This window comes from Armatimonadota bacterium (assembly GCA_020354555.1).
In the GTDB taxonomy this organism is placed as follows: Bacteria; Armatimonadota; Hebobacteria.
This window is the reverse complement of the sequence record CP070648.1, coordinates 3,893,242-3,914,516: the sequence shown is the minus strand read 5'-3', so window position 1 is coordinate 3,914,516 and position 21,275 is coordinate 3,893,242. Positions and strand designations below refer to the sequence as shown.

17 protein-coding genes are annotated in these 21,275 nt (G+C 68.6%); 9 read left to right on the top strand and 8 right to left on the bottom strand.

The genetic code is table 11. From position 1 onward, the window contains the following. Positions 1 to 1,284 (bottom strand): sugar isomerase (locus JSV65_15985; protein UCH34034.1); only part of this gene is annotated, 1,284 nt, incomplete at its 3' end. A 599-nt stretch (positions 1,285 to 1,883) separates the two neighbouring features. Here JSV65_15985 and JSV65_15980 point away from each other — a divergent pair. Continuing rightward, complete coding sequence (locus tag JSV65_15980) at positions 1,884 to 2,984, top strand: hypothetical protein (GenBank protein UCH34033.1); 1,101 nt, start codon at positions 1,884 to 1,886, stop codon at positions 2,982 to 2,984. Positions 2,985 to 3,085: 101 nt separating this feature from the next. Here JSV65_15980 and JSV65_15975 read toward each other — a convergent pair whose 3' ends face one another. Then, positions 3,086 to 4,249 carry an iron-containing alcohol dehydrogenase gene (locus tag JSV65_15975; GenBank protein UCH34032.1) on the bottom strand — a complete coding sequence of 388 codons (1,164 nt, stop codon included), beginning with the start codon at positions 4,247 to 4,249 and terminating at the stop codon, positions 3,086 to 3,088. A gap of 81 nt (positions 4,250 to 4,330) precedes the next feature. Next, positions 4,331 to 5,467, bottom strand: a complete 1,137-nt coding sequence (locus JSV65_15970) for a hypothetical protein (GenBank protein ID UCH34031.1) — start codon at positions 5,465 to 5,467, stop codon at positions 4,331 to 4,333. Positions 5,468 to 5,665: 198 nt separating this feature from the next. Here JSV65_15970 and JSV65_15965 point away from each other — a divergent pair, with 198 nt between their 5' ends. The 8 genes from JSV65_15965 to JSV65_15930 all read left to right on the top strand — a co-directional run bounded on the left by JSV65_15965 (position 5,666) and on the right by JSV65_15930 (position 15,639). After that, positions 5,666 to 5,896, top strand: a complete 231-nt coding sequence (locus JSV65_15965) for a zinc ribbon domain-containing protein (protein ID UCH34030.1) — start codon at positions 5,666 to 5,668, stop codon at positions 5,894 to 5,896. Positions 5,897 to 5,922: 26 nt separating this feature from the next. Next, the gene (locus tag JSV65_15960; protein UCH34029.1) at positions 5,923 to 6,249 is read left to right on the top strand and encodes a methionine--tRNA ligase subunit beta; all 327 of its coding nucleotides are present in this window, start codon (positions 5,923 to 5,925) and stop codon (positions 6,247 to 6,249) included. 433 nt (positions 6,250 to 6,682) lie between these two features. Beyond that, positions 6,683 to 7,183 (top strand): purine-binding chemotaxis protein CheW, encoded by a 501-nt coding sequence (locus JSV65_15955; GenBank protein ID UCH34028.1) that lies wholly within the window; start codon positions 6,683 to 6,685, stop codon positions 7,181 to 7,183. After that, positions 7,177 to 7,713 carry a chemotaxis protein CheW gene (locus JSV65_15950; GenBank protein ID UCH34027.1) on the top strand — a complete coding sequence of 179 codons (537 nt, stop codon included), beginning with the start codon at positions 7,177 to 7,179 and terminating at the stop codon, positions 7,711 to 7,713. Before JSV65_15955 ends, JSV65_15950 begins: the two co-directional genes overlap by 7 nt. A gap of 40 nt (positions 7,714 to 7,753) precedes the next feature. Continuing rightward, on the top strand, positions 7,754 to 9,952 hold the full coding sequence (locus JSV65_15945) for a response regulator (GenBank protein ID UCH34026.1): 2,199 nt from the start codon (positions 7,754 to 7,756) through the stop codon (positions 9,950 to 9,952). Between the two features lie 56 nt (positions 9,953 to 10,008). Further along, a complete protein-coding gene (locus tag JSV65_15940; protein ID UCH34025.1) occupies positions 10,009 to 11,511 on the top strand; it encodes a diguanylate cyclase in 1,503 nt (500 codons plus the stop codon). Beyond that, entirely contained in the window at positions 11,444 to 12,946 is a 1,503-nt protein-coding gene (locus JSV65_15935) for a protein-glutamate O-methyltransferase CheR (protein ID UCH34024.1), read from the top strand. The genes JSV65_15940 and JSV65_15935 overlap by 68 nt, the downstream gene beginning before the upstream one ends. A gap of 224 nt (positions 12,947 to 13,170) precedes the next feature. Continuing rightward, the gene (locus JSV65_15930; GenBank protein UCH34023.1) at positions 13,171 to 15,639 is read left to right on the top strand and encodes a hypothetical protein; all 2,469 of its coding nucleotides are present in this window, start codon (positions 13,171 to 13,173) and stop codon (positions 15,637 to 15,639) included. A gap of 151 nt (positions 15,640 to 15,790) precedes the next feature. Here JSV65_15930 and JSV65_15925 read toward each other — a convergent pair whose 3' ends face one another. From JSV65_15925 to JSV65_15905, 5 genes are all read right to left on the bottom strand, one after another. After that, the gene (locus tag JSV65_15925; GenBank protein UCH34022.1) at positions 15,791 to 17,767 is read right to left on the bottom strand and encodes a DUF2723 domain-containing protein; all 1,977 of its coding nucleotides are present in this window, start codon (positions 17,765 to 17,767) and stop codon (positions 15,791 to 15,793) included. 50 nt (positions 17,768 to 17,817) lie between these two features. Further along, positions 17,818 to 18,891 carry an aminotransferase class I/II-fold pyridoxal phosphate-dependent enzyme gene (locus JSV65_15920; GenBank protein ID UCH36812.1) on the bottom strand — a complete coding sequence of 358 codons (1,074 nt, stop codon included), beginning with the start codon at positions 18,889 to 18,891 and terminating at the stop codon, positions 17,818 to 17,820. A gap of 100 nt (positions 18,892 to 18,991) precedes the next feature. After that, positions 18,992 to 19,486, bottom strand: coding sequence for an Lrp/AsnC family transcriptional regulator (locus JSV65_15915; protein ID UCH36811.1), 495 nt, complete (start codon positions 19,484 to 19,486; stop codon positions 18,992 to 18,994). 82 nt (positions 19,487 to 19,568) lie between these two features. After that, the gene (lpdA, locus tag JSV65_15910; protein ID UCH34021.1) at positions 19,569 to 20,963 is read right to left on the bottom strand and encodes a dihydrolipoyl dehydrogenase; all 1,395 of its coding nucleotides are present in this window, start codon (positions 20,961 to 20,963) and stop codon (positions 19,569 to 19,571) included. 4 nt (positions 20,964 to 20,967) lie between these two features. Then, positions 20,968 to 21,275 (bottom strand): hypothetical protein (locus tag JSV65_15905; protein ID UCH34020.1); only part of this gene is annotated, 308 nt, incomplete at its 5' end.

The following is a 21,275-nucleotide window of genomic DNA, read 5'->3' as shown; positions in this document are numbered from 1 at the left end:
GTCCGGCTTGATGATCGTCACCACCTGGCCCTTGCGAAACTCAACCTTCGTCGCCGCGCCGTGGTCCGACTCGAAGTGAGTCACGACCCGCACCGGTTCGAGCTTATTCCCGTCCATCCGCCGGGGCGCGGCGCAGTGCGCGAACAGCATCCGCCCCTCGTGCGGGTACGTCGGGTTGCACAGATACGCCGGCCTGCCGGAGATGTAGTGCATCAGGATGCCCGACGGGATGACGACGAAGTCGGACTCGCAGTACGCCATGTTGCCGGCGTCGTTGACGAGGCTCAACGTGAGGCACGGCATGATGCCGGCGTAGCTGCCCATGCAGCCGTTGGTTCTGATCGCGTACGCCTTGGACTCCCGCATCAGGTCGCGGAACAACTCCGCGAGGAGAAACGCTTCAGTCACCGCCTCGCGCGTCGTTTCCAGGGTGACGTTGTGCGGGCTGAGGTAAGCCTGAGCGTCGCGCCGGCAGCGCTCCATCAGGCGCGCGTCCTCGCGCCCGGCCTCGATCATGGCGTTCAGTTCGGGGATGGGGACGGTCACCATGTCGAGATCGAAGCGCTCGCGCGCCAAGTCCGGCGCCTGCGGGCACGCCCACCCGCCCGGCCCGCCGACGCACACGATGCGCCGCCCCAGCGTATTCTTCAGCCCAAACAGCGCCCGCAGCCGCCAGAGGATCTCCGCGTTGTCGTCCACCACGACGTCCTCGAAATCCACGTTGGTCTGGGCGAGACGATCCGTATGGCTGCGCAGGAACCGCGCGTGGACGATCTCGTGCCAGAGGTAATATGGCCCCGAGTCCTGACGCACGAAGACGATCATCGGCTTGCCGAGCCCGGCGAGCGCGTCGAGGGTGTCCGTGCCCCCGCCCGCCGCGTACACCAACAGCACGTCGGCGGGCGTCTCTCTAAGGTTCGGCACCTCGTGCGTGCCGGCGAGGCTGGTCACCGGCAGTGTGCGCACCGCGAAGTCTGCCGAAGCGCAGAGATCGCGAAGCTCGCGGCCGATGCGCCGCGCCTCCTGGTTTACCGCCTGCTCGGTCTGCACTCCGCCCCACGGCCGCCATGTGGTGGCTTCCCGGCGATGGGCGAGGTTGTACATCAAGAGCGGCTGCGCGACGAGTTCGCTCGCGCCGCGGCGCATGTCGAGGGCGGCAGCCGTTGCGGCTCGGTCGAGGGCGAAGGCGGGGCCGGCACGCCATCCCTCAAGCGTCGCCGCGACCAGGGCGGCGCCGGTGAGACCGAGGAACTGCCTGCGGTTGAGAACGCGATCGCTGGACATGACGGCTCCCTTCTCGGCCGTGCGTGATCCCTTGGCATTCGGTGGGACTCCGGCCGCAGGTTTCCCTCTTGGCCGGCCGAGGCCACACACCCTTTCGCCCGCGGGAACCGGAGCAGCGGGTGACCGCCGCGAGGGGCGCAGCCGCACCTATGTCGGCTCGGCTGAGCAGGGATGAGAGCGCCGCCGGGCAAGACACGTACGGGGGCTGTTGCTGTGAGTCGTTGGAGCCCGGCGACGCACCCGGGGCGGCGTGGCCAAGCGCGCCGTTCTGCGGCGACGAGGCCAGCCTGCATTATTCATACCTGTCGCAGGCCGGCGGTATCGTCCTTGCGTGAGCCGCAGGCGCTGCTCGCGGGTAATCATCGAGTCTCGGGTATTACCGGAGCGCCGGTGATGTCCGCAGACTCTTCCGGACGAGGTTCGTTCGGGAAGAGCACTGCCATCCGTTGCGTTCTCCCCTAGTGTACGAACCTCGGTAATGACTCTTGTGCGCCCGCCGGAGGCGGGTGGACCTCAGGCGTAGCCGCGGCGGGCAATCTGCCCCAAGCTTGCGCTCGTCACAAATAGTCCGGGCCGCGCGGCAAGGAGGCGACACAGCCGTGACTGGTTTGCTCATCGAACGCTACATGACGTTCCTCACGGCGATCATCTACTGGCTGCTGGTGCTGTTCTGGCTTGCCATCGTCATCTTCTACGCCAGGCAGTACGGGCGCTTCAAGCGCATCTACCCGCTGCTCACCGTCCTCTTGATCGTGCTCCTCATAGACGGCGCGCGCACCTTGATCGAGAGCGTCTATTTCGGCGTGTGGTACACCGCGCGCACGGGGCTCATCGCCCCGCGTCTTCATGCACTCCTCGCCGAGCCGTACTATGTGGCGATTCCGAAGACGATTAACCTCTTCGCTGCGCTGATCATCATCCTCGTCATCGTGCGCCGCTGGTTCGACAGCCTCGAGCGCGAAGAGCACCAGCGCCAAGCGACGGCGAAGTTCCGCGAGGAGCTGATCTCACTTGCGTCGCACGAGCTGCGGGCTCCGCTGACATCAATCCGCGGCTACGCGCAGACGCTGGCGCGCGAGTTCGATCATCTCGGGCCGGACACGCGCAAGGAGTTCCTGGACGTCATCGCCGTCGAGTCCGAGCGCTTGACCCACCTGATCTCGGATCTCCTGGACATGAGCCAGATCGAGGAGGGGCGACTGCGCATCGAGCGGCGCGCGATGCGGCCCGATGACCTCTGCCGCGAGGCGGTCACGCGAGCGACGTATCCGGGCCTCAAGCGGGAGTTTCGCACGGAAGTCGCGCCGGAGCTGCCGGACGTGCTCGCGGACTCCGAGCGCATCCAGCAGGCGCTGGCGAATCTGCTCAGTAACGCCGTGAAGTTCTCCCCCGAGGACAGCGAGATCGTCGTCGGCGCCCGCGCCGCCGACGGCGCGGTGCAGTTCTACGTCACCGACCACGGGGTCGGCATCCCGCGTGAAGACCAGGGGCGGCTCTTCACGCGCTTCCACCGGGGCTCCGAGCCTCCGGCGCCGGAGACGCCGGGCGCAGGGCTGGGGCTGTATATCACCAGGGCCGTCGTCGAGGCCCACGAGGGCACCGTCGGCTTCGAGAGCGAGCTGGGCAAAGGCAGCACTTTCTACTTCACGCTTCCGACGGTGGAAAGCAAGGTGGAGGCAGAGGCGCGAGGCGGCGAGTAGCCGAGGAGGGGAACGGCGGCGCCAGTTGTGCAACGGACGTGATGGCTCCCGAGTTCAGTGCGTCGCGCGGTTCCGTCCCGCGCGATCTCGGGACCGCGCGTCTACTCCGTCCCCACCCACGCGCGTTCGAGAATGCCCAGGGCGTCGGCCTCGGTGACGGCGCGCGGGTTGCTCTTGAGCGCGCCGGAGAGCATCGTCCCGGGCACCAGCGCGGCAAGCTCCTCGCGTTTGACGCCCACTTCGGCTAAGGTCTGCGGCATATCGAGTTTGCGGAACAGGTCGCGCACGGCGCGAATGCCTTCGCGAGGATCCAACTCATCCGTCGTGCGGTCGAGGGCGCGGGCGACATCGGCGAACTTGCGACCGGTCGTGTCGAGGTTGTACTCCATGACGTAGGGCAGAAACACGGCGCACGCGGTGCCGTGGGGCACGTCGTGGAGCGCGCCCAGCGGATGGCCCAGTGAATGCGCCGCGCCCACGCCGGTATTGGCGAAGGCCATGCCCGCGGTCATGCTCGCCAGCGCCATGCCGTCGCGCGCCTCGGTGTCGGCGCCGTCGCGCACCGCGCGCCGCAGGTACTGCCCCACCAGTTGCATCGCCTTCAGCGCGAGGGCGTCAGTTACCGGCGTCGCCCGCCGCGACACGTAGCCCTCGAGCGCGTGGGTCAGCGCGTCGGCCCCGGTGCGGGCGGTGAGGTCGGGCGGCATGGAATCGGTGAGCGCGGGGTCAACAATGGCGACCTGCGGCACCCAGTACGGGCTGCGCATGCCGATCTTGACCTTGAGCGACGGGCTGCGGATGACCGCGTTCTGGGTGATTTCGGCAGCGGTGCCTGATGTCGTCGGGATACCGATGAAAGGAAGCGACGGGCGATCAATCGGCTTGCTCTCGGGCGGCTGGTATTGCTCCGTTTTTCCGCCGAGGGTGAAGATGCCGGCGGCGGCCTTGGCGACGTCGAGCGGGCTGCCGCCGCCGATGCCGACGATGATTTGAGCGACCGCCTCGCGCGCGGCCTGGACGCAGGCGTCAACCGTTTCGGCGGACGGCTCCGGCTCGACCTGGTCGAACAGGGCGGCCTCGGCGTCGGATGCGGTCAGGATGTCAACCAGGCGTTGGGCGACACCGGCGCCTCTCGTCGCGGTGCGCCCGGAGACGACGAGCGCGCGCCGACCGAATCGGCGCGCCTGCTCACCGGCTCTGTGCAGGGTTCCGCGGCCATAGATGATGACTGGTGGAATACGGAATTCATTGCTCTGCTCAGACAAACTGACGCTCCCTTTCTCCGAGCACCGCCGAAACGCGGCGTTGTCACGGTTCGGATTGCGCCCGAACACGGCGCGTTTGCTCTACCAGCCCCATTTGAATACCGCGCGGTCGATGCCGTGCAGGACATACGTGACGAGCAACAGGCCGAGGCACCCGATGAACACCCACTCCACGTTTGAGGCGAGCACGATGGACTGCACGCCGTCGGTCGGCGCGGACGAGGCGCGGCTCGGTGTGAACGCGAGCACCGCCATCATGCGTTCCAGGAACTTGAGCGAGCCGTCGTAGCCCACGTGCAGCAGGGGCAGGGTGACCCAGATCGCGAGCGCTGTCACAGGATACGCGGACCACTGGAACAGGCGGTACTTGTACTCCTGGTGCTCCTCGTAGATCGGGCACGTGCGGCACGGGCGTCGGCCCGTGGCGGCGCGATATCGTACTGCGCTCACCTCCTCGTGCGTCCAGGCCTCCGCGCCCTGGGAGAGTTTCTCCGCAAGCCTCAGGTCGCACAGACATCCCGAGCCGATCTTCCAGCACGAGCGGCGCCGCCGCAGGGCGGGACAGGCGCTGCCGCTCGCCTGGCACCGCGCGAGTTCCCAGCACTGGCGCAACAGCGACTGCGGTCGCGGCGCTCGCGCGCCGGCGGGGCTCGCCCCACGGCGGACCGGCGCGCGCCTGGGCCGCCGCACGGCGACGACGAGAAAGTGAATCGCTCCGCGCACCGCCGCCAGAATCAGGATGAGCTTTCCCGCCGCCTGCGTCCCGATGATGATCGCGTCGGTGAGTTCGTTCGCCGGGCGGTACTGATGGCCGAGCACCCCAGTGACAAGCACCGGCAGGCCGACGTAGAACACGCCGCCGACGGCCGCGGAGAGCGCGATCGTCGACGAAGAATCATAGTAACGCAGCAAGGCGAGGACGAGCGCAAGGACGGTGCCCCAGGCGAGGATTCTCGTGGCGGTCTGCACCCACCGCGTTAAGACTGCCTGCGCCGGCTCCGACAGCAGCGACCGCTGGCTGCCCGGGGGATGAGGGAACGAAGTGATGTGGCCACTTACCAGGCCGTAGACGAGGTAGATCAACGCACCGCCGGCCGCGACCGCCGCGAGAATGATGAGCTTATCCGCGATGATCGAGAACGGACCAATCACGCGCGGCTTCGCCGCATCGGCCTTTGCCGCGCGGGTCGGCCGCGCGTCTCGCAGGCGTTGGGCCATAGAAGCCTTCCCCCAATTCGCTAGTCTAGCACAAAAGAGATGCGAGAACAAGCGGCGCGACACGCGCGCTATGCGTCGCTCGGCGCGGCGTTGACCAAGGGCTTCGACGCGGCGCGCATTGACACTCCGGGGAGCCGGTGATATATTCATGTGAGCCGGGCGCGGGCTTCGCGGCCCGGGCGAACAGGGGAAGAGACGGTGCCAATCTACGAGTTCAGATGCGCCAAATGCGGGCACGAATTCGAGGCTTTGTGCCGCATCGGCAGCAACGGGCGCGGAGTCGCGTGCCCGCAATGCTCCGGAAAGCGCCTGAAGCGGCTGATGTCCGCGTTCGCCGCCCGTTCCGGCGGACGCACCGCGGGCGCCGCGACGGCGTCGTCGAGCAGCTGCGCGGGCTGCTCCGGCCGCAGTTGCAGCACCTGCCGCTGAGCCTCACATCCCGTCCGGGGGTATCAATGATCACGATCCAAGACTTCAAGAAGGTACAGATGCGCGTCGGCGAGATCATCGCCGCGACCAAGGTGGCGGGCGCCGACAAGCTGCTCCAGCTCACCCTCGACTTCGGGGATGAAGCCCGCACCGCCATCGCCGGGATCGCCCTGTGCTACGACCCCAATGACCTCGTCGGCAGACGGGTCATCGCCGTTACCAACCTCGAGCCCGCCGTTATCCGCGGCGTCCGCTCGGACGCCATGATCCTCGCGTCGGGCGACGAGCAGGATCTGTCGCTGGTCGTCTCCGACCCCGGTCGCCCCGGGCCCAAGGGCGCGGCAGTCCTCTAGTCCGCAGCAACTCTCGCTCCAACGCGTGCCCACACGCGCCGAATCCGCCCGCGTGCACGCTCAAGCCGCAGCAGGTGCTCGACGCGGCTGCGACCAGGTCTCGCGTCTGATGCGCGAGACGCGCATGTGTTGCGATCGTCGCCCTTTCGACTCTCTCTCGCCCCACCCCTAGGCACGGAAGCGGCCGTATTGTGGAATAAGTAGTCCGGGCTGTTCGTGCGCGCGGTGGTTGGCGCTGGCGCCGGCCGTTTGTGATCCGCGGGGTGACGCCACGGAATGTGGTTGCCGCGCGGATCGGGTGCATTATGTCGCCGGCGAGCAAAGCGTGTGCAGGCGGGCCTTGCGGCACGCCCTGACGGCTCCGAGTTGATGCCGCGGACAGCGCCAGGCAGCACGGGCGCGGGTGTCGTCGCGCCTGGGCTGGGGTGGAGCAATGGCCGGACAAGCGACCAGTCAAGGAGTAGCCGAGCGCGCGGCGCGGCTGCGGGCGGAACGCCATGCGGAACACCGGGCGCCCGAGTCGCTTGCGCTCGTCACCTTCCGTCTCGGGAACGAATCCTACGCCGTACCCGCCGATCACGCGCGCGGCATCATCGCGCGGCAAGCGATCGTTCCGATCCCCTCGACCCCGCCGCACGTGCTGGGCGTCACTAGCTTTCGCGGAGAAATCCTGCCGGTGTTCGACCTCAAGGTTATGCTCGGGCTGAGCCAGCAGCCCGCGACGCCGGAGTACTTTGTCATTGCCCGGCCCGGCGCCGATTCGGCGGCTCTCGGCTGCGACTCGTGCCCGGACATCGTGCAAGTGCTCGCCGACGACATCAAGCCTCCGCGCTCGACCATGGCGTCGCCGACGGCACACTACCTCCAAGGGCACGTGGTGGTGCGCGGCGGCCTGATCGGCGTGCTTGACGTGAATAAGGTTCTGCAATGCTAGACCGAGCGGCCGGGGGATCCTTGGACCTGGCGCGCCCGCCTTCGCGGGCGCACGGAACAGGCGATGTTCGCCGACCGCTCGCCGCGAGCGTCGGAGAAGCCGAAGAGGAAGCGGTTGCCGATCGGCTGCGGGCGCCGATAGACGTCGTCTTCTTCCGCGCCGGACAGGTCCTGTTTGCGGTGCTCGCCGAGAATGTGGAGCAAGTGCAGCGCTCGCGAGGCGGACACCTGCCCGTGGTGGACTTGGCGGCGGAGATAGGGCGCGAGGCGCAGCGGGACGTCGTGCTCGTGCTGCGGGTCGGGGCCGCGCGTGTACGGGTGCGCATTGACGAGGCCCTGGACGTCGTTGCGGCGCCGTTGGAGAATTTCCATCCGCTGCCGCGTCTCGCGGCTGCGGCGCAGCGCGGGGGATATGTTGAGGGGATCGTCGTTCGGGAGGACGAGTTGGCGATTCTGCTGGATGCGCGCGCGCTCGCCCGGACGGAGCAGGAAGCGCGCGCGGGCGCCGGGGCCAGCGACGCGGCGCGCTAGGCCGCGCCCGACCCGAGAGCGCCGAACGTGAGTTCAAGGTATGCCCGAGCCTTTTGAGCTATCGCGGTTCTTGCAGACGTTCGTGACCGAGGCCAGGGAACGACTTGCCCGGGTCGAGCAGGGCTTAATGCGCCTCGAACGCGAGCCGGAGAACCAGGAGCTGTTCAACGAGTTACTGCGCGAGGCGCACACCCTCAAGGGGTCGGCGCGGATGATCGGGCTGATGAAAGTGGACGCCCTTGCGCACCGCCTCGAGGAGGTCGTCAGCGCCCTGCGCGACGCGGCCGAGCCGCCCTCCCGCCAGGCCATCGACACCATGCTCGAAGCCACGGACGCCTTGAAGGCGCTGGTGGAGGAGGCGGCAAACGGCCCTGAGGCGCCGGACACCGAGGACCTCGTGAAGCGCATGGCGCGGTGGGGAGGATCGCCGTCCGCGCCCGCGCCGCGAGCCCCTGCAGCGCCCGAGGCAGAGTCGCCGCCGGACGCCCGCGCGAGATCGCGCGCGCAGCGCAGCGCCGGTCCCGAGCACACCGTGCGCGTCGAGGTCGCCAAGCTCGAGAAGCTGTCCAACCTCAGCCTCGACCTCGTTTCGTCGGTCGAGCAGGCCAAGCGTACCGACCAACAGCTCGCGCGAGCCGTGCAGGAGATGCAGCGCCTCCAGCGAGCGCTTGCCGAGTTGGCAGTGCGCATGGAGAGCGCGGAGCGGACGCCGCTGTCCGCAGCGGCCGCCGCGCGCGACCTTGCCGCCGCGGTCGCCCAACAGCGGGGCGTGACAGCCGGACTGGCCGACCTCCGTCAGGCGTTCCAGGCCGAGGCGCATCGGGCCTCGCTCGTCATAGACGAGCTGCGCGAGCTCGCTATAGACCTGCACATGCTGCCCATATCAACGGTGTTCGATGCGTTCCCGCGGGCCGCGCGCGACCTCGCGACTGAATACGACAAGGAGATCCAGTTCATCGTCGAGGGCGGCGAGGCCCATCTCGACAAGAAGATCATCGAGGAGATCGGCGAGCCCTTGCTCCACCTGCTGCGCAACGCCGTGGCGCACGGTATCGAGGAGCCCGAGCGGCGCGAGCGCGCGGGCAAGCCGCGGGCGGGCGTTATCCAAATGACCGCCACCACGCGCGCCAATCATATTGTCATCACGGTGCGCGACGACGGCGCGGGCGTTGATGTCGAGGCGCTCAAAGCGAACGCGGTCGAGCGCGGGCTGGTGGATGCCGCCGCCGCCGAGCATCTCACGCGTCAGCAGGCGCTGGAGCTCGCGTTCCTGCCCGGCGTGACGACGACGCGGATGATAACCGATGTCTCCGGCCGCGGCATGGGCATGGACGTCGTGCGCGCGGTCGCGCGTCGCCTCAACGGCACCGTGACCATAGTCTCCCACGAGGACGCTGGCTGCACGGTGACCCTGGAGCTTCCGCTCACGTTGGCTATCATGCACGTGATCCTGGTGCGCGCCGGCGGACTCGACATGGCCATGCCCAGCTCGTTCGTGCGCTCAATCGTTACCGCGCCGGGTAACGGAGACCTGCCGCAGGCCGTCACCGTCGAGGACGAGACGCTGCCGGTGGTGAGCCTGGCCGGCATCATGGAGCTGGCGCCGACCAACGGCGGCAACGGCCACCGCCGCCAGATCGTGTCGGTGCAGGCGGCGGGTGAGGGCCTCGGCTTGGCAGCCGACGAGGTGCTTGACGAGCGCGAGGTCATCTTGCGGCCCCTCGGGCCGCACTTCTCCAATCAGCGCAAGGTCATGGCGGCCACCATGCTCGGCGACGGCGAGGTGGTGCCGATCCTCGACATCCCGGGGCTGGTCGAGGTGGCCCAGAGCTATCAACCCGAACGCGCCGTGCCGCCGGTGCAGCCCAGGCCGCGCCAGGCGGTCCTGCTCGTCGAGGACTCCGTCATCACCGCCGATCTCGAGCGCGCCATCCTCGAGCAGGCGGGCTACGAAGTCGTGGTCGCAGGCGACGGCCTGGAGGCGCTGGCGCGGCTCTCCGAGCGGGCGTTCAACCTGATCGTGGCGGATCTCGAGATGCCGCACATGGACGGCTTCGCGCTCTTGGAGCGCGTGCGTGACAGCGATAAGTACGGCAGGCTGCCGGTCGTCGTCGTGACCTCGCGCCAGAGTCTCGAGGACAAGCGCCGCGGGCTCGAGCTGGGGGCGAATGCGTACATCACCAAGGGCACGTTCGACCAGAACGTACTGCTCGAAACCATCGAGCGTCTCATTGGATAGCACGCCTTGCCCGCGGAGCCGCGGGCAGTGTCATGAGAGGAACGTAAGAGTCACCGATGGCTGATGAGTTGATACTGGTCGCCGACGACAGCGCGACCGTCGTGGAAATGCTGAAGGCGCTGCTGGAGGGCGCAGGGTTTCGGGTGACGGCGGCAGCGGATGGTATTGGGGCGGCGGAAAAGGCCTTCAGCGAACGCCCCGACCTGGTGCTGCTCGACGTCGCGATGCCGCACATGAACGGGTACCAGGTCTGTCGCCTGCTTAAGAGCGATGCCAACCTGCGCGACACGCCGGTGCTGCTGTTGACGTCGAAGGATCAGGTGAGCGACAAGTTCTGGGGCGTGCAGAGCGGGGCCGACCGCTATCTGACCAAGGAGTGCAGCCCCGACGAACTGCTCGCGGTGGTGCGCGAGACACTCGCCAAGCGCCCGATCGCGAAGCCGGGCGCGCGTCGCCCGGTGGGCACCCAGACGGCGCCGCTCGACCTGTTGAGCCGCCTCAACGACCTGCTCGACCGGCGCCTGTTCCAGACGACGATCCTCAACGAAATCGCGCGCCTCGCGCGCTCGCTCCAGGATCTCGAGCAGTGCGCCAACGCGGTGATGAAGATCCTGAGCCAGCTCGTTGACTACCATCTGGCCGGCGTCGCGCTGTCCGAGGAAGAGCACGGAGAACTCTATGTCCGTCAGGCGCGGGCGGTGACCCGCTCGTGCCTCGATCGCTTCGAGAAAGACTGCTTCAACGCCGTCGCGGCGCAGATAGACCGGGTGCCGCCGCGCGAGCAGTGGCGCGTCAGCGTGTTCGACGAATCGCAGGCCGGCGAACCCGCGGACGACCTCGAGCAGTTCATCGCCCTGCCGCTGGAGGCCGAAGACCGCCCGGTCGGCTTGCTCGCCTTCGCCGGTCGCACTCAGGCTGCGGTGGCGCAAGACGACCAGGCCCTGCTGTCATCCGTCGCGGACCAGGTCTACATCGTGCTCGACAATGCCCGCCTCTATCGCACTGTGCAGGTCATGGCGGTGAGCGATGAGCTGACCGGGCTCTACAACTTCCGCCACCTGCGCGAGCGCCTAGCGGAGGAGTTTGCCCGCGCGCGGCGCTCCGGCTCGGAGATGGCGCTCATCCTGCTCGACATAGACCATTTCAAGGCGGTGAACGACCGCTGCGGTCATCAGACCGGCAACCTGGTGCTGACGCAAGTCGTCTCCGCGATCCGCGGCCAGATCAGAGAGTACGATGTGGCTGCGCGCTACGGCGGCGAAGAGTTCGCCATCATCCTGCCGATGACCGGCCTCGAGGGCGCGGTGGAAGTCGCGGAACGCCTGCGGCTCGCGGTTGCCGAGAAGCGGTTCGGCGAGGAATCCGACCCCTTGCGGCTGACCATCAGCCTGGGCGTGGCGGCGTATCCCGCGGTGCCGGTCGCCGCCCCGGACGATCTCATCACCGAGTCCGATAACGCCCTCTACGCTGCGAAGGAGGACGGCCGCAACTGTGTGCGCTACGTTGGCGGGTTGGGGCGCGAGCGAGGCCCGGCCCGAACTGATTCCACAGCAGCTTGAGCGGTTTCGCCAGCTGATCGAGGATCGCACCGGCATCTACTACCCGGATTACCGGCGCGACGCCTTGCAGCGCGCGCTTGCCGCTCGCCTCATTCGCTCCGGCGCAGCCGACTGGGGGGACTACTACCGTCGGCTGGTTGCCTGCGCCGGCGGCGGCGACGAGTTCCGTCAGCTCCTGCGCCACATCACGATCAGCGAGACCGCGTTCTTTCGCGTCCCGTCCCAGTTCGAGGCCCTGCGCAGCGTTGTGGTGCCGGCGATCATCGCACAGCGCGGCACCGGCACCCTCAGCATCTGGAGCGCCGGCTGTTCCACCGGCGAGGAGCCGTACAGCATCGCGATTACCCTCGCCGAGATGGGCACCGCCCTGCGCGGTTGGCAGGTGCGCATTCTGGCCACCGATGTCAGCGCCGAGGCCGTCGAGCGCGCGCGCCGGGGATGCTACCAGGAGCGCGCTCTTCGCGGCGTGCCGGCGGGGCGGCTCGGCCGCTACTTCTGTCGCCGGCCGGACGGATACGAACTGCGCCCGGACGTCCGCGAGCGCGTGGCCTTTGAGGAATTCAACCTCGCGTACCCACGCTACCCGCGCCCGGCGGGCGACGGCTGGGACATCATCTTCTGCCGCAATGTGACGATGTATTTCCGCCCGGAGACGGCGCGGCAGGTCGTCGCGAGATTCCGCGATGTGCTGCGCCCCGGCGGGTTCCTAGTGCTCAGCCCGACGGAGAGCCTGTGCTCGATCTGCGATGATTTCGAGACCATCGAAGCGGCGGGAGCGTTCATCCACGTCAAGCCGCCGCTGTTGCCCGCGTTGGCTGAGCAGCGTCGAACGGGATCGCCCGCGCGCCCCGCAGCACCCGCGCCCGCATCGAGGGGCCTCAACCATCGCGCTGCCCTGACCCTTTCGCCCACGGCACGAGCCGTGGGCCCGAATGAGGATGAGGCGTGCTCTCGGGCCATTGCCGCCGTCGCCGCCGACGACTGGGAACAAGCCGAGCAAGCGCTCGGGCCTTTCGCAGGAGAGGCGCGCTCCGTGCGCCCGCGGCTGCTGCTGGCGTGGCTCAGCGCGATGCGCGGCGAAGCTGAGCTGGCGACCGAATTGTGCCAGGAACTTCTCGCCCGCGACCCGCTGCTCGGGCCGGCGCATTATGCGCTCGGGTTGGTCGCCAGCCGCGCGGGGGACCTCGACGAAAGCGCAGAGCACTTCGGCAAGGCAGTGTACAGTGACGACGGGCTGGTCCCCGCGTACTACCACCTCGGAGTGACGCAGTGCTCGCGGCGCGACCTCGCGGCGGCTCGCGGGGCGTTCCGTGGCGCTCTGCGCGCGTTGGATCGGGGCGCTGCCGGGTGGCTCGATTACGCTGAGGGCCTCAGCGCCGACCACTGGCGCCGCGCGTGCGCGCAGCGCCTGGCGGGGCTGGCCGGCAGCGAGTGACACTTAGGCATCGCGGCCGCGGACGTGCCGCCGCGCCGTTGCGTGCCGCATTTCCCACGAGCGAACGACGGAATGGCCCACCAGTCCCTGCGCCGGCCACATGTGGTCACGACATAGCCCCCTGCCCTCGATGGTCGCGCCTGGCGCCGCAGACCCGCGGTAGGGCAGACGCGCCGGCGACGCGAATCATGTCCCCGTCTGACCCCGCGTGAGGAGCATGAGACATGAGGCACGTTCTCGCGGTGGCTTGCGTCACGGTATTCCTCGGTGCTTGCGCCTTCGCCGCCGACCCCCAGAGCGCGACGGCGGAGGAGAACGCGTACGTCTTCGACGGCATCACGCTCGATTCGCTCGACCAGTGGGAGCCCATCGGCCGCACGACCGTCGGCCTGAGCCCGTGGCCGAAAGAAGATCCGTATTTCAGCCTGGAGGTCGAGGTTGTCATCAGCAAGGCCGGGCAGATGGTACACGGGATCCAGCGCCGAGGTCTGGGTCTGCCGCTGCCGACCGCGGTGCGCTTCTGGGTCTTCGGCGAGCACCCGTACCTCTGGGTCGTGCTCGGCGACACCGCTGGCCGCCAGGTCAGCAGCCGCGTGCCGCTGGCGGGACTGGAGGGCGGTCAGTGGTCCCAGGCCGCCGTCCCGCTCGACGACACGTTTCCCATGGGCGTGGGCGCCGAGCCGATACGGGATCTCGATTCCATCGCGATCCTGACCCAGGAATCAGCGGGTGAGAACTACCAGCCCGGCCCGCTCCACTACCACTTCGGGCACTTCGAGGCGGTGTATCCCGCGGGCGTCGGCCCGGTCAATCCGACGTTCGACCGCTCCGACCTCGAGGCGATGCTGCAGCCGCTCGACGCGAGCATTGGGCGCATCGAGCGGCTCCTCGGCGACGCCCGGGCGGCGGGGGCCGAGACGCGGTACGCGACCGTTTCGCTGACCGTGTTGCAGCGCTATCGCAGCGAGGTCTTCTCGATGCTCGCCGAGACGAGCGACCCCTTCGTGGCCAAACGCGCTGCGGAGTTCCTGCTGGAATGCGCGGCGCGCACCGAGCGCGAGCTGTCCGAGGCGATTGGCGATCCCGGGCGGACGCCGCGCGTGCCCGACGTCAGCCTACGCGGCTTGCGCGCCCGCGAAGGCAGCTACTTCAGCGGCGAACGTGCGGTGATGCTCGCCGGGGTATGTGGCTGGTTCTCGCCGGGATACTTCGAGCAGCTCTCGGCGATGGCGTACACGAGCCTCAGCATCGAGGTCGGCCCGAGGTCGACGCTGCCCGCGGAGAACGAGCGCCGGCCCGCGGGGATGGACGGCATCAAGCAGGTCCTGGACGCGGCGGCGGAGCACGGCATGGTGTGCGACCTGCTGCTGTCGCCGCACTACTTCCCGGGCTGGGCGCGGGAAAAGTGGCCGTCCACCGACCCCACCGGCTGGCGGCAGGAGACCAACGGCTTCATGCCGTGGGCGATCACCGACCCCCACTTCCGCGACTTCGTCCAGCGGCATCTGGCGGTGGCGATTCCTGAGGTGCGCGATCATCCGGCGTTGCTCAGCTACGACCTCATCAACGAGGCATGGTACCGGCTCATTCCGGACTTCCCCGCGGACGGCTGGCGGGCGTTCCGCCGCGCGCACCCCGGGATGGATGAGTGGCAAGCGCTCAGCGCATTCGGGACGCAGAACGTCACCGACTTCATCACGTGGTACGTTGGCGAAGTGCACAAGCACGACACGTCTCACCCCATTCACATGAAGACGATCAGCACCGAGGATGTGATGTCGGTGGACCGTGAAGCGGTGGGCGATGTGCTGACCGCGAACGGGATGGACGCGATGCCGTCATGGCCGGACTGGAGCGGGCGGCTGGCGGCGGATTTCGCATGGCCCCTGCTGCGGCACGATTTCCATCGCTCCCTGAATCCCGACAAGCCGATCATGGACGGCGAGTATCACATCAGCGGCGGCACGTACCCGATGCCCGGGGACTACGCGCGCGCGGCGCTGTGGGCGCTGGCGTTGCACGGCAGGGATATGAGTTCCTGCTGGGTGTACGACCGCGTGGACGCCGTCAGCATCTACTGGCACCCGGCGGCGGTGGAGGCCCTGGGCCACACGGCGCTGGACTTCCTGCGCCTGGGTCCGGAGATCCACGCGTTTCAGCGTCAACGCGGGCCGCTCGCGATTCACTACGGCGGCACCGGGCTCGCGGAGGCGTACCTCGCGTGCCTGTTCCAGGACGTGGATGTCGGCGTCGTGACCGACCGGCGCATTCGAGACGGTCGGCTCAGCGACTGCAAAGTGCTCGTCCTGCCCGCCGGGTGCGAGCCGCCGGAGGAAACACGGCGCAGGATTCGCGCGTTCGAGCAGTCCGGCGGCGTGGTGATCGAATGTCCGCCGTCGGTTGACGCGGAGAAGCTGTGGTCTCTCGTCCGCGGCGCCGCGCGGGAGGCAGGGCTGCGCAGGCTGGTGTCGGCCGATGAATGGGCAGTTGAGTGCCGCAGCCTGGTGCTCGGTCAGCGACGGCTGTTGTATCTCATCAACCATCGGCGCGAGCCGGTGGCGGTGCGACTCAGGTCCGACTGGCCGCTTGCGACGGCGGTGGAGTTGCGCACGCAAAGAGTCGTGAATGCCGAACGCCTGCGCCTGGCGCCGTTGGAGGTCACGCTGCTCGAGGTGGCGCCGTACCCGACGTAGGCCGACGACGAAGGGCGTATTCTATCATCGGCGCGGCTGCCCGCTTGTATTGATCGTTCGGCTGGATCAAGCGCGCCCGCGGCCTGTACGCTTAAGCCAGGCGACGAGGACTCGGCAGCGCTGACCTGCGTCGCGGTCAATCTGACGCCAGCTAGCGCACTGCAATGATGCCCCCCGGCACGAGCGGCGTCTGCGCGGCGCCGTCACGAACCTGCACCGACACCTGCCAGGGTCCCGCCGGAGCGTTGCGAGAGAGGATGGCGTACACCGTCTGCTCGTAGTGATAGCCAGCACGGCTCGCTGGCAGCGCCGCGCCAAACAGGACCGGAGTCACGCGTTCTGCGTAGTGGCCGCCCGCGGGTGCTTGATCAGCGACCGCGTCGCCCGGCGCAAACACCAAACGCAAGTCGCCCGCGGGCACCGCGCGCCCGGTCCAGCGGATCGCGGCGGTAACGGCGAAGGGCTCCCCCCTCCTCCCTTCGGGCGGCACATCGAGGCCCAGAATGCTTCCCGCTCCGCCGGGAAGCTGAAGCACTGGACCCGCCCCGGCAGCGTCCGGAGCTTGAGGCAGGCCGGGCGGCGGGACGAGGCGGCTCAGGAACGGATCTCTCAACAGCACATAGCCCGCGGGCGCGTCATCGAGTTTGACATTCGTGTAGAACGGACGATCGGGGTCGAGTCGTTCGCGTATGGCGTACGCGAACGCAGCGGGCCGGGAATCGGCAGCGGCGGTCAGCGCCGACGCGACCGCGGCGCGGATCTCAGGGTCGAGCAGCGGCACACACCATGGGGTGAACGCCAGGCGTGCGGGAACTAACGTCGGCGCGGACTGAGGATGAAGGACGTGCCAGTAGTAGAGTGAAGAGGACTGAAGCTCTCCGCTGAGCAGGACGACGGCATCGGGTTCGACGCCCGCCATGGAGAGCGCGGTGGCTTCCAGCACATCGTACTGGTGGCTGCGGTCGGCCAGCGCCCAGTTCTTGACGAGCAGGCTGAGCGGGAGAGCGAGCGCGACTGCTGCCGCCGCGGCGCCAACCAGGCGGGCCGGAGCGGGGCCGAGCTTCAGGCGCCGCGCGCCGTTGACGGCCATGCCCAGCCCGGCGCCGCACCACAACGCTACGACGAGCATGCCCGCGGTATAGAAGGCGGCGGTGTCCGGCACTCTGTAAAAGGCCGACCACGCGGCGACGAGCACGAAGCCGATGGCGAGCGAGACGCCGAGCGGGCGCATCCGGGGCGCGCCGATCAGGCCGACCATGCCGGTTAGGATCAGCGCCGTGCCCGCGGCTCCGAATTGCTTCCACAGCCGCAGCACCAGGAGTTGGGTCTCTGCCAGGGCAGCGGTCGGGGCGGCGCCGAACGCGAGCGGCAGATAAGCGCGGCCGCTGACATGCTGGATGAAGAACGCGAGGCTGGCGCTCGTGTTGCCCCAGTTCAAGGGCGGGTCGTGGGCGGCGCGCAAGGGCAGCCAGAGGTACAGCAGCAGCGGGAGCAAGGCGCAGGCCGCGGCGCGGAGCACTGACCGGGCGGACAAAGGCCGCGTCGCAGCCATCGCCCACAGCAGCAGCGGCGCCGAGAAGAACAGCGCCGTGCGATGATGCGTCAACCCCACCCCGCAGAAGAACGCCACGCAGCAGAGCCGCGCGGGCGTGCGTTGGCTCAGCCAGCGCACGAATGCCGCCAGTATGAGGCAGACCAGAAAGGCGTGGAACGCATAGACCTCCGCCTGGTCGGCTTCGCGCCACACCCACCAGTTGAGCCCGGCCGCCAGCCCGCCGAGAACTCCCGCCGCGGCGCTGCCGGTAAGCAAGATCAGCATCCAGCAGATCACGCCGCCTGCGGCGGCAGCGGATACCGCGCTGAGCAGAGCGATGCTGCGCGCCGGCTCGCCCAGCGGCAGCAAGTCGAACAGCTTGCCGACGATGAGATACAGCGGGTAGCCGGTGGGGTGAGCCACCCCCATCGTGTGTACGGCCATGCACAACTCGCCGGAGTCGCCTTCGGTGATGGTGGGGGCCAGGGTGAACCAGTAGCACGCGAGCAGCGCCAGGGCGACGGCGATGGGGAGGCAAGCGGCTGGGGCGAACCGGCGCACGCGGGCGGACGCACCGGTGCTGGCGGAGGACACGAGCAGTCACCTCGGGTCGGCAGGGATAGCGCCGCGGCGTACCACCGCCGCTATTTCCCGACGAAGCGCGCCATGCGGTCGAGGGCTTCCTCGAGCAGCGCCATGCTGGTGGCGTAGCAGATTCGGATGTGGCCGGCGCCGCATTCGCCGAAGGCATCCCCCGGCACCACCGCCACTTTCTCCTCGAGCAGCAACCGCTCGGCGAATTCCTGCGCGGTCATGCCCGTGCTCGCGACGGAAGGGAACGCGTAGAACGCGCCCTGCGGCTCGAAGCAGTCGAGGCCAATCTTCTTCAACCGCGCGAGCACGACGCGGCGTCGCCGGTTGTATTCCTCGCGCATTTCCGTGACCTCGCGCTCCGCCCGGCGCATCGCCTCCGTCGCCGCCCGCTGCGCCATGACCGACGCGCACAGCGCGGTGTAGGCATGAATTCGCGTCATCCCATCAATCATCTCTGCCGGGCCGCACGCGTATCCCAACCGCCACCCCGTCATCGCCAGAGCCTTCGAGAAGCCGCTGAGCAGCAGCGTCCGCTCTCGCATCCCGGGGACCGCGGCGAAGCTGATCGGCGCGCCGTCGTAGCGCAGCTCCGCGTAGAGTTCGTCGGCGATGACGGTCAGTCCGAGGTCCGCGACCGCCTTGGCGAGCGCCGCCATCTCCTTCCCGTCGAGCGCCACCCCGGTGGGGTTGCTCGGATAGCCGAGCAACAGGACGGTCGCCCCGGTAGCCGCCCCGCGCAGTTGCTCGGGCGTGAGCTTGAAGCCCTGCTCGATGGTCGTCGGAATGCCAACCGGCACGCCGTCGGCGAGCGCCGCGCACGGCCGATAGGCGACGTAGCACGGCTCGGCAAAGACCATCACGTCGCCGGGGTCGAGGAGCGTGCGACACGCCAGGTCGAGCCCCTCGCTCACGCCGGTGGTGACGAGAATCTCGGTGTCGGGATCGTACTCCAGGCCGAAGCGGCGGGAGAGGTAGCGTGAGATCTCGACGCGCAGCTCGCGCGTGCCGCGGTTGGGCGTGTAATGGGTGTGGCCGCGCTCCAGGCTGTAGATGGCCGCCTCGCGGATGTGCCAGGGGGTGACGAAGTCCGGCTCGCCGATGCTGAGGGAGATCGCGTCGGGCATGGATTCGACGAGATCGAAGAAGCGCCGGATGGGCGAGGGCTGCAGGGCGCGGACGCGCTGCGAGATGATGTCCTTTGCGTCGGTCAAGCGAGAGCTCCGTTCACATGCTGATCGGCAACCGCTCGGCCTGCTCGGGCTGCTCGAGGATGTCGCCGTCCACTTTGTAGCGGCGCAGGACGAAGTGCGTCGCGGTGCTCTGCACGCCCTCGATCGTCGCCAGCTTCTCGGCGACGAACAGCGCGACGTCGCGCATGTTCCCGCCCTCGACCACGACGTGAAGATCATACGCGCCCGACATCAGGTACAGCGAGTGCACCTCCGGGAAGCGCAGGATGCGCTCCGCGACCGCGTCGAACCCGCGCCCGCGCTCCGGCGTCACGCGCACCTCGATAAAGGCATAGACGCGCTCCGCCCCGGTGCGCTCCCAGTTGACCACCGCCTTGTACTTGCGGATGATGCCCGCGGACTCGAGTTCCCGGATGACGCGGGTCACGCGGCGCTTGGACAGCCCGGTGCGTTCCGCGATCTGGTCAGGGGTCGTATGAGCATCCTGCTCCAGGATGCGTAGCACGTCCTTTACGCCGGCCTGCTTCATGACGCGAGAGATCTCTTCCATTTTCACCCTCCTGGCACCGCTGCGATGCCTGCAACCGCGGCGAGGACACACGGCCGCCCGCTCAGCCCTTCGGTTTGTGCAGGGGATACCCCAGCGCGTCGTCGAGCGCCTCCGCGGTTCCTTCGGCCAGCGTGGGATGCGCGCGAATGCCCTCCGCGAAATGCTCCGCCGGCGCGTTCGCCCAGATCCCCGCCGCGGCCTCCGCGATCAGGTCGGTCGCCGCCGGCCCGATGATCTGCGCGCCGACCAGACGGTCGCCGCTGACGAGCACCTTGACGAAGCCGTCGCGCTCGCCAATGGCGATCGCCTTGCCCAATGCGCGGAACGGAAAGGTCCCGACGCGGACTTCCAGCCCTTGCTGCCGCGCCTGCGTCTCGGTCAGCCCGACCGACGCCACCTCGGGCGAGGTGTAGATGCAGAACGGCATCGCGCGGTAGTCCATCGTCGCCTCACCGCCGAGTGCATTGATTACGGCCACCCGCGCCTCGGCGCTCGCGGCGTGCGCGAGCAGCGGCTCGCCGATGACGTCGCCGGCAGCGTAGACCCCGCTCACCCCCGTCTCCATCCGCTGGTTGACGACGATCCGGCCGCGATCCACTTCGATCCCGATCTCCCGTGCGCCGGTGTCCTCGACGACCGGGCGCCGCCCCACCGCCATCAGCACCAGGTCGGCCTCGATCTCCTCATCCCCGGCGCCCTGCGAAAACTTGACGACCTTGCCGCCGTTGCGCGGTTCGACCGCGATGACGCGCGCCGGCGCCTTGATCTCGACGCCCAGGCGCTTGAGCGCCCGCGCCAGCTCCGCCGCGAGGTCCGCCTCAACCGTGGGGAGGATGCGATCGGTCATCTCCAGGATTGTCACCGCGGCGCCCAACTCGGCGAGCGCGTAGCCGGTTTCGCAGCCGATGTAGCCACCGCCGATGACCGCGAGCCGCTGCGGCAGCGCCTCGATGTTGAAGATGTCGTCGGTGGTTACGGTATGCTCGTCGGCGCCGGGGATGGGAATCGAGGCGGGCGCGGAACCGGTGGCGATGATGATCTTGTCGGCGCGCACGACGCCGCGGCCGTCGTCGCCCGCGACCTCGATGGTGCGCGCGTCGGCGAGGCGCCCGCGGCCGCGCGCCACCTGCACGCCGTTCTTATCCATCAGGAACTCGACGCCTTTGCGCAGGCGCGTTACCGTTGACTGCACGTGGCGAGCCACGCCCGACCAGTCAACCTCCGGCGGCGCCGTCCTGATGCCGAAATCCTTCGCCCGCCGCACGCGGCGCGCGACTTCGGCGCAGTGGATGAGCGCCTTCGCCGGGATGCACCCGCGGTTGAGGCAGGTGCCGCCGAGGTCGCCGTATTCCACCAGCGCGACCGACGCCCCGCGCTGGCGGGCGCGAATCGCTCCGGTGTATGCGGCCACTCCTCCCCCGGGGAACGCGAGGTCAACTCCTAGATCGTTCGACATGCAGCTATCGTTCCTCCCCGACCTTCCCCTCCGCGCGGAGCTTCTTCAACTCCTTGATCGCAATCGGGTCGTTGGGGTGCTCTTTGAGGATGCGCATCCACTGGGCGGCGGCTTCCTTCGGCTTGCCTGCGCGGTTGAGGGCGTGGGCATAGGTGCGCTTCATCGGAACCGGTGCTGGCAGTTCCGCCACTCGCTTGAGGTAAGGCAGCGCCCCTTGCGGGTCGCGCATGTGCAGCATGTAGTATTGCATCCCTAACTCGTGCAGCAGCTCGTAGCTGTCCGGGTTGCGCTCGATGCCCTGCTTGTAGAACT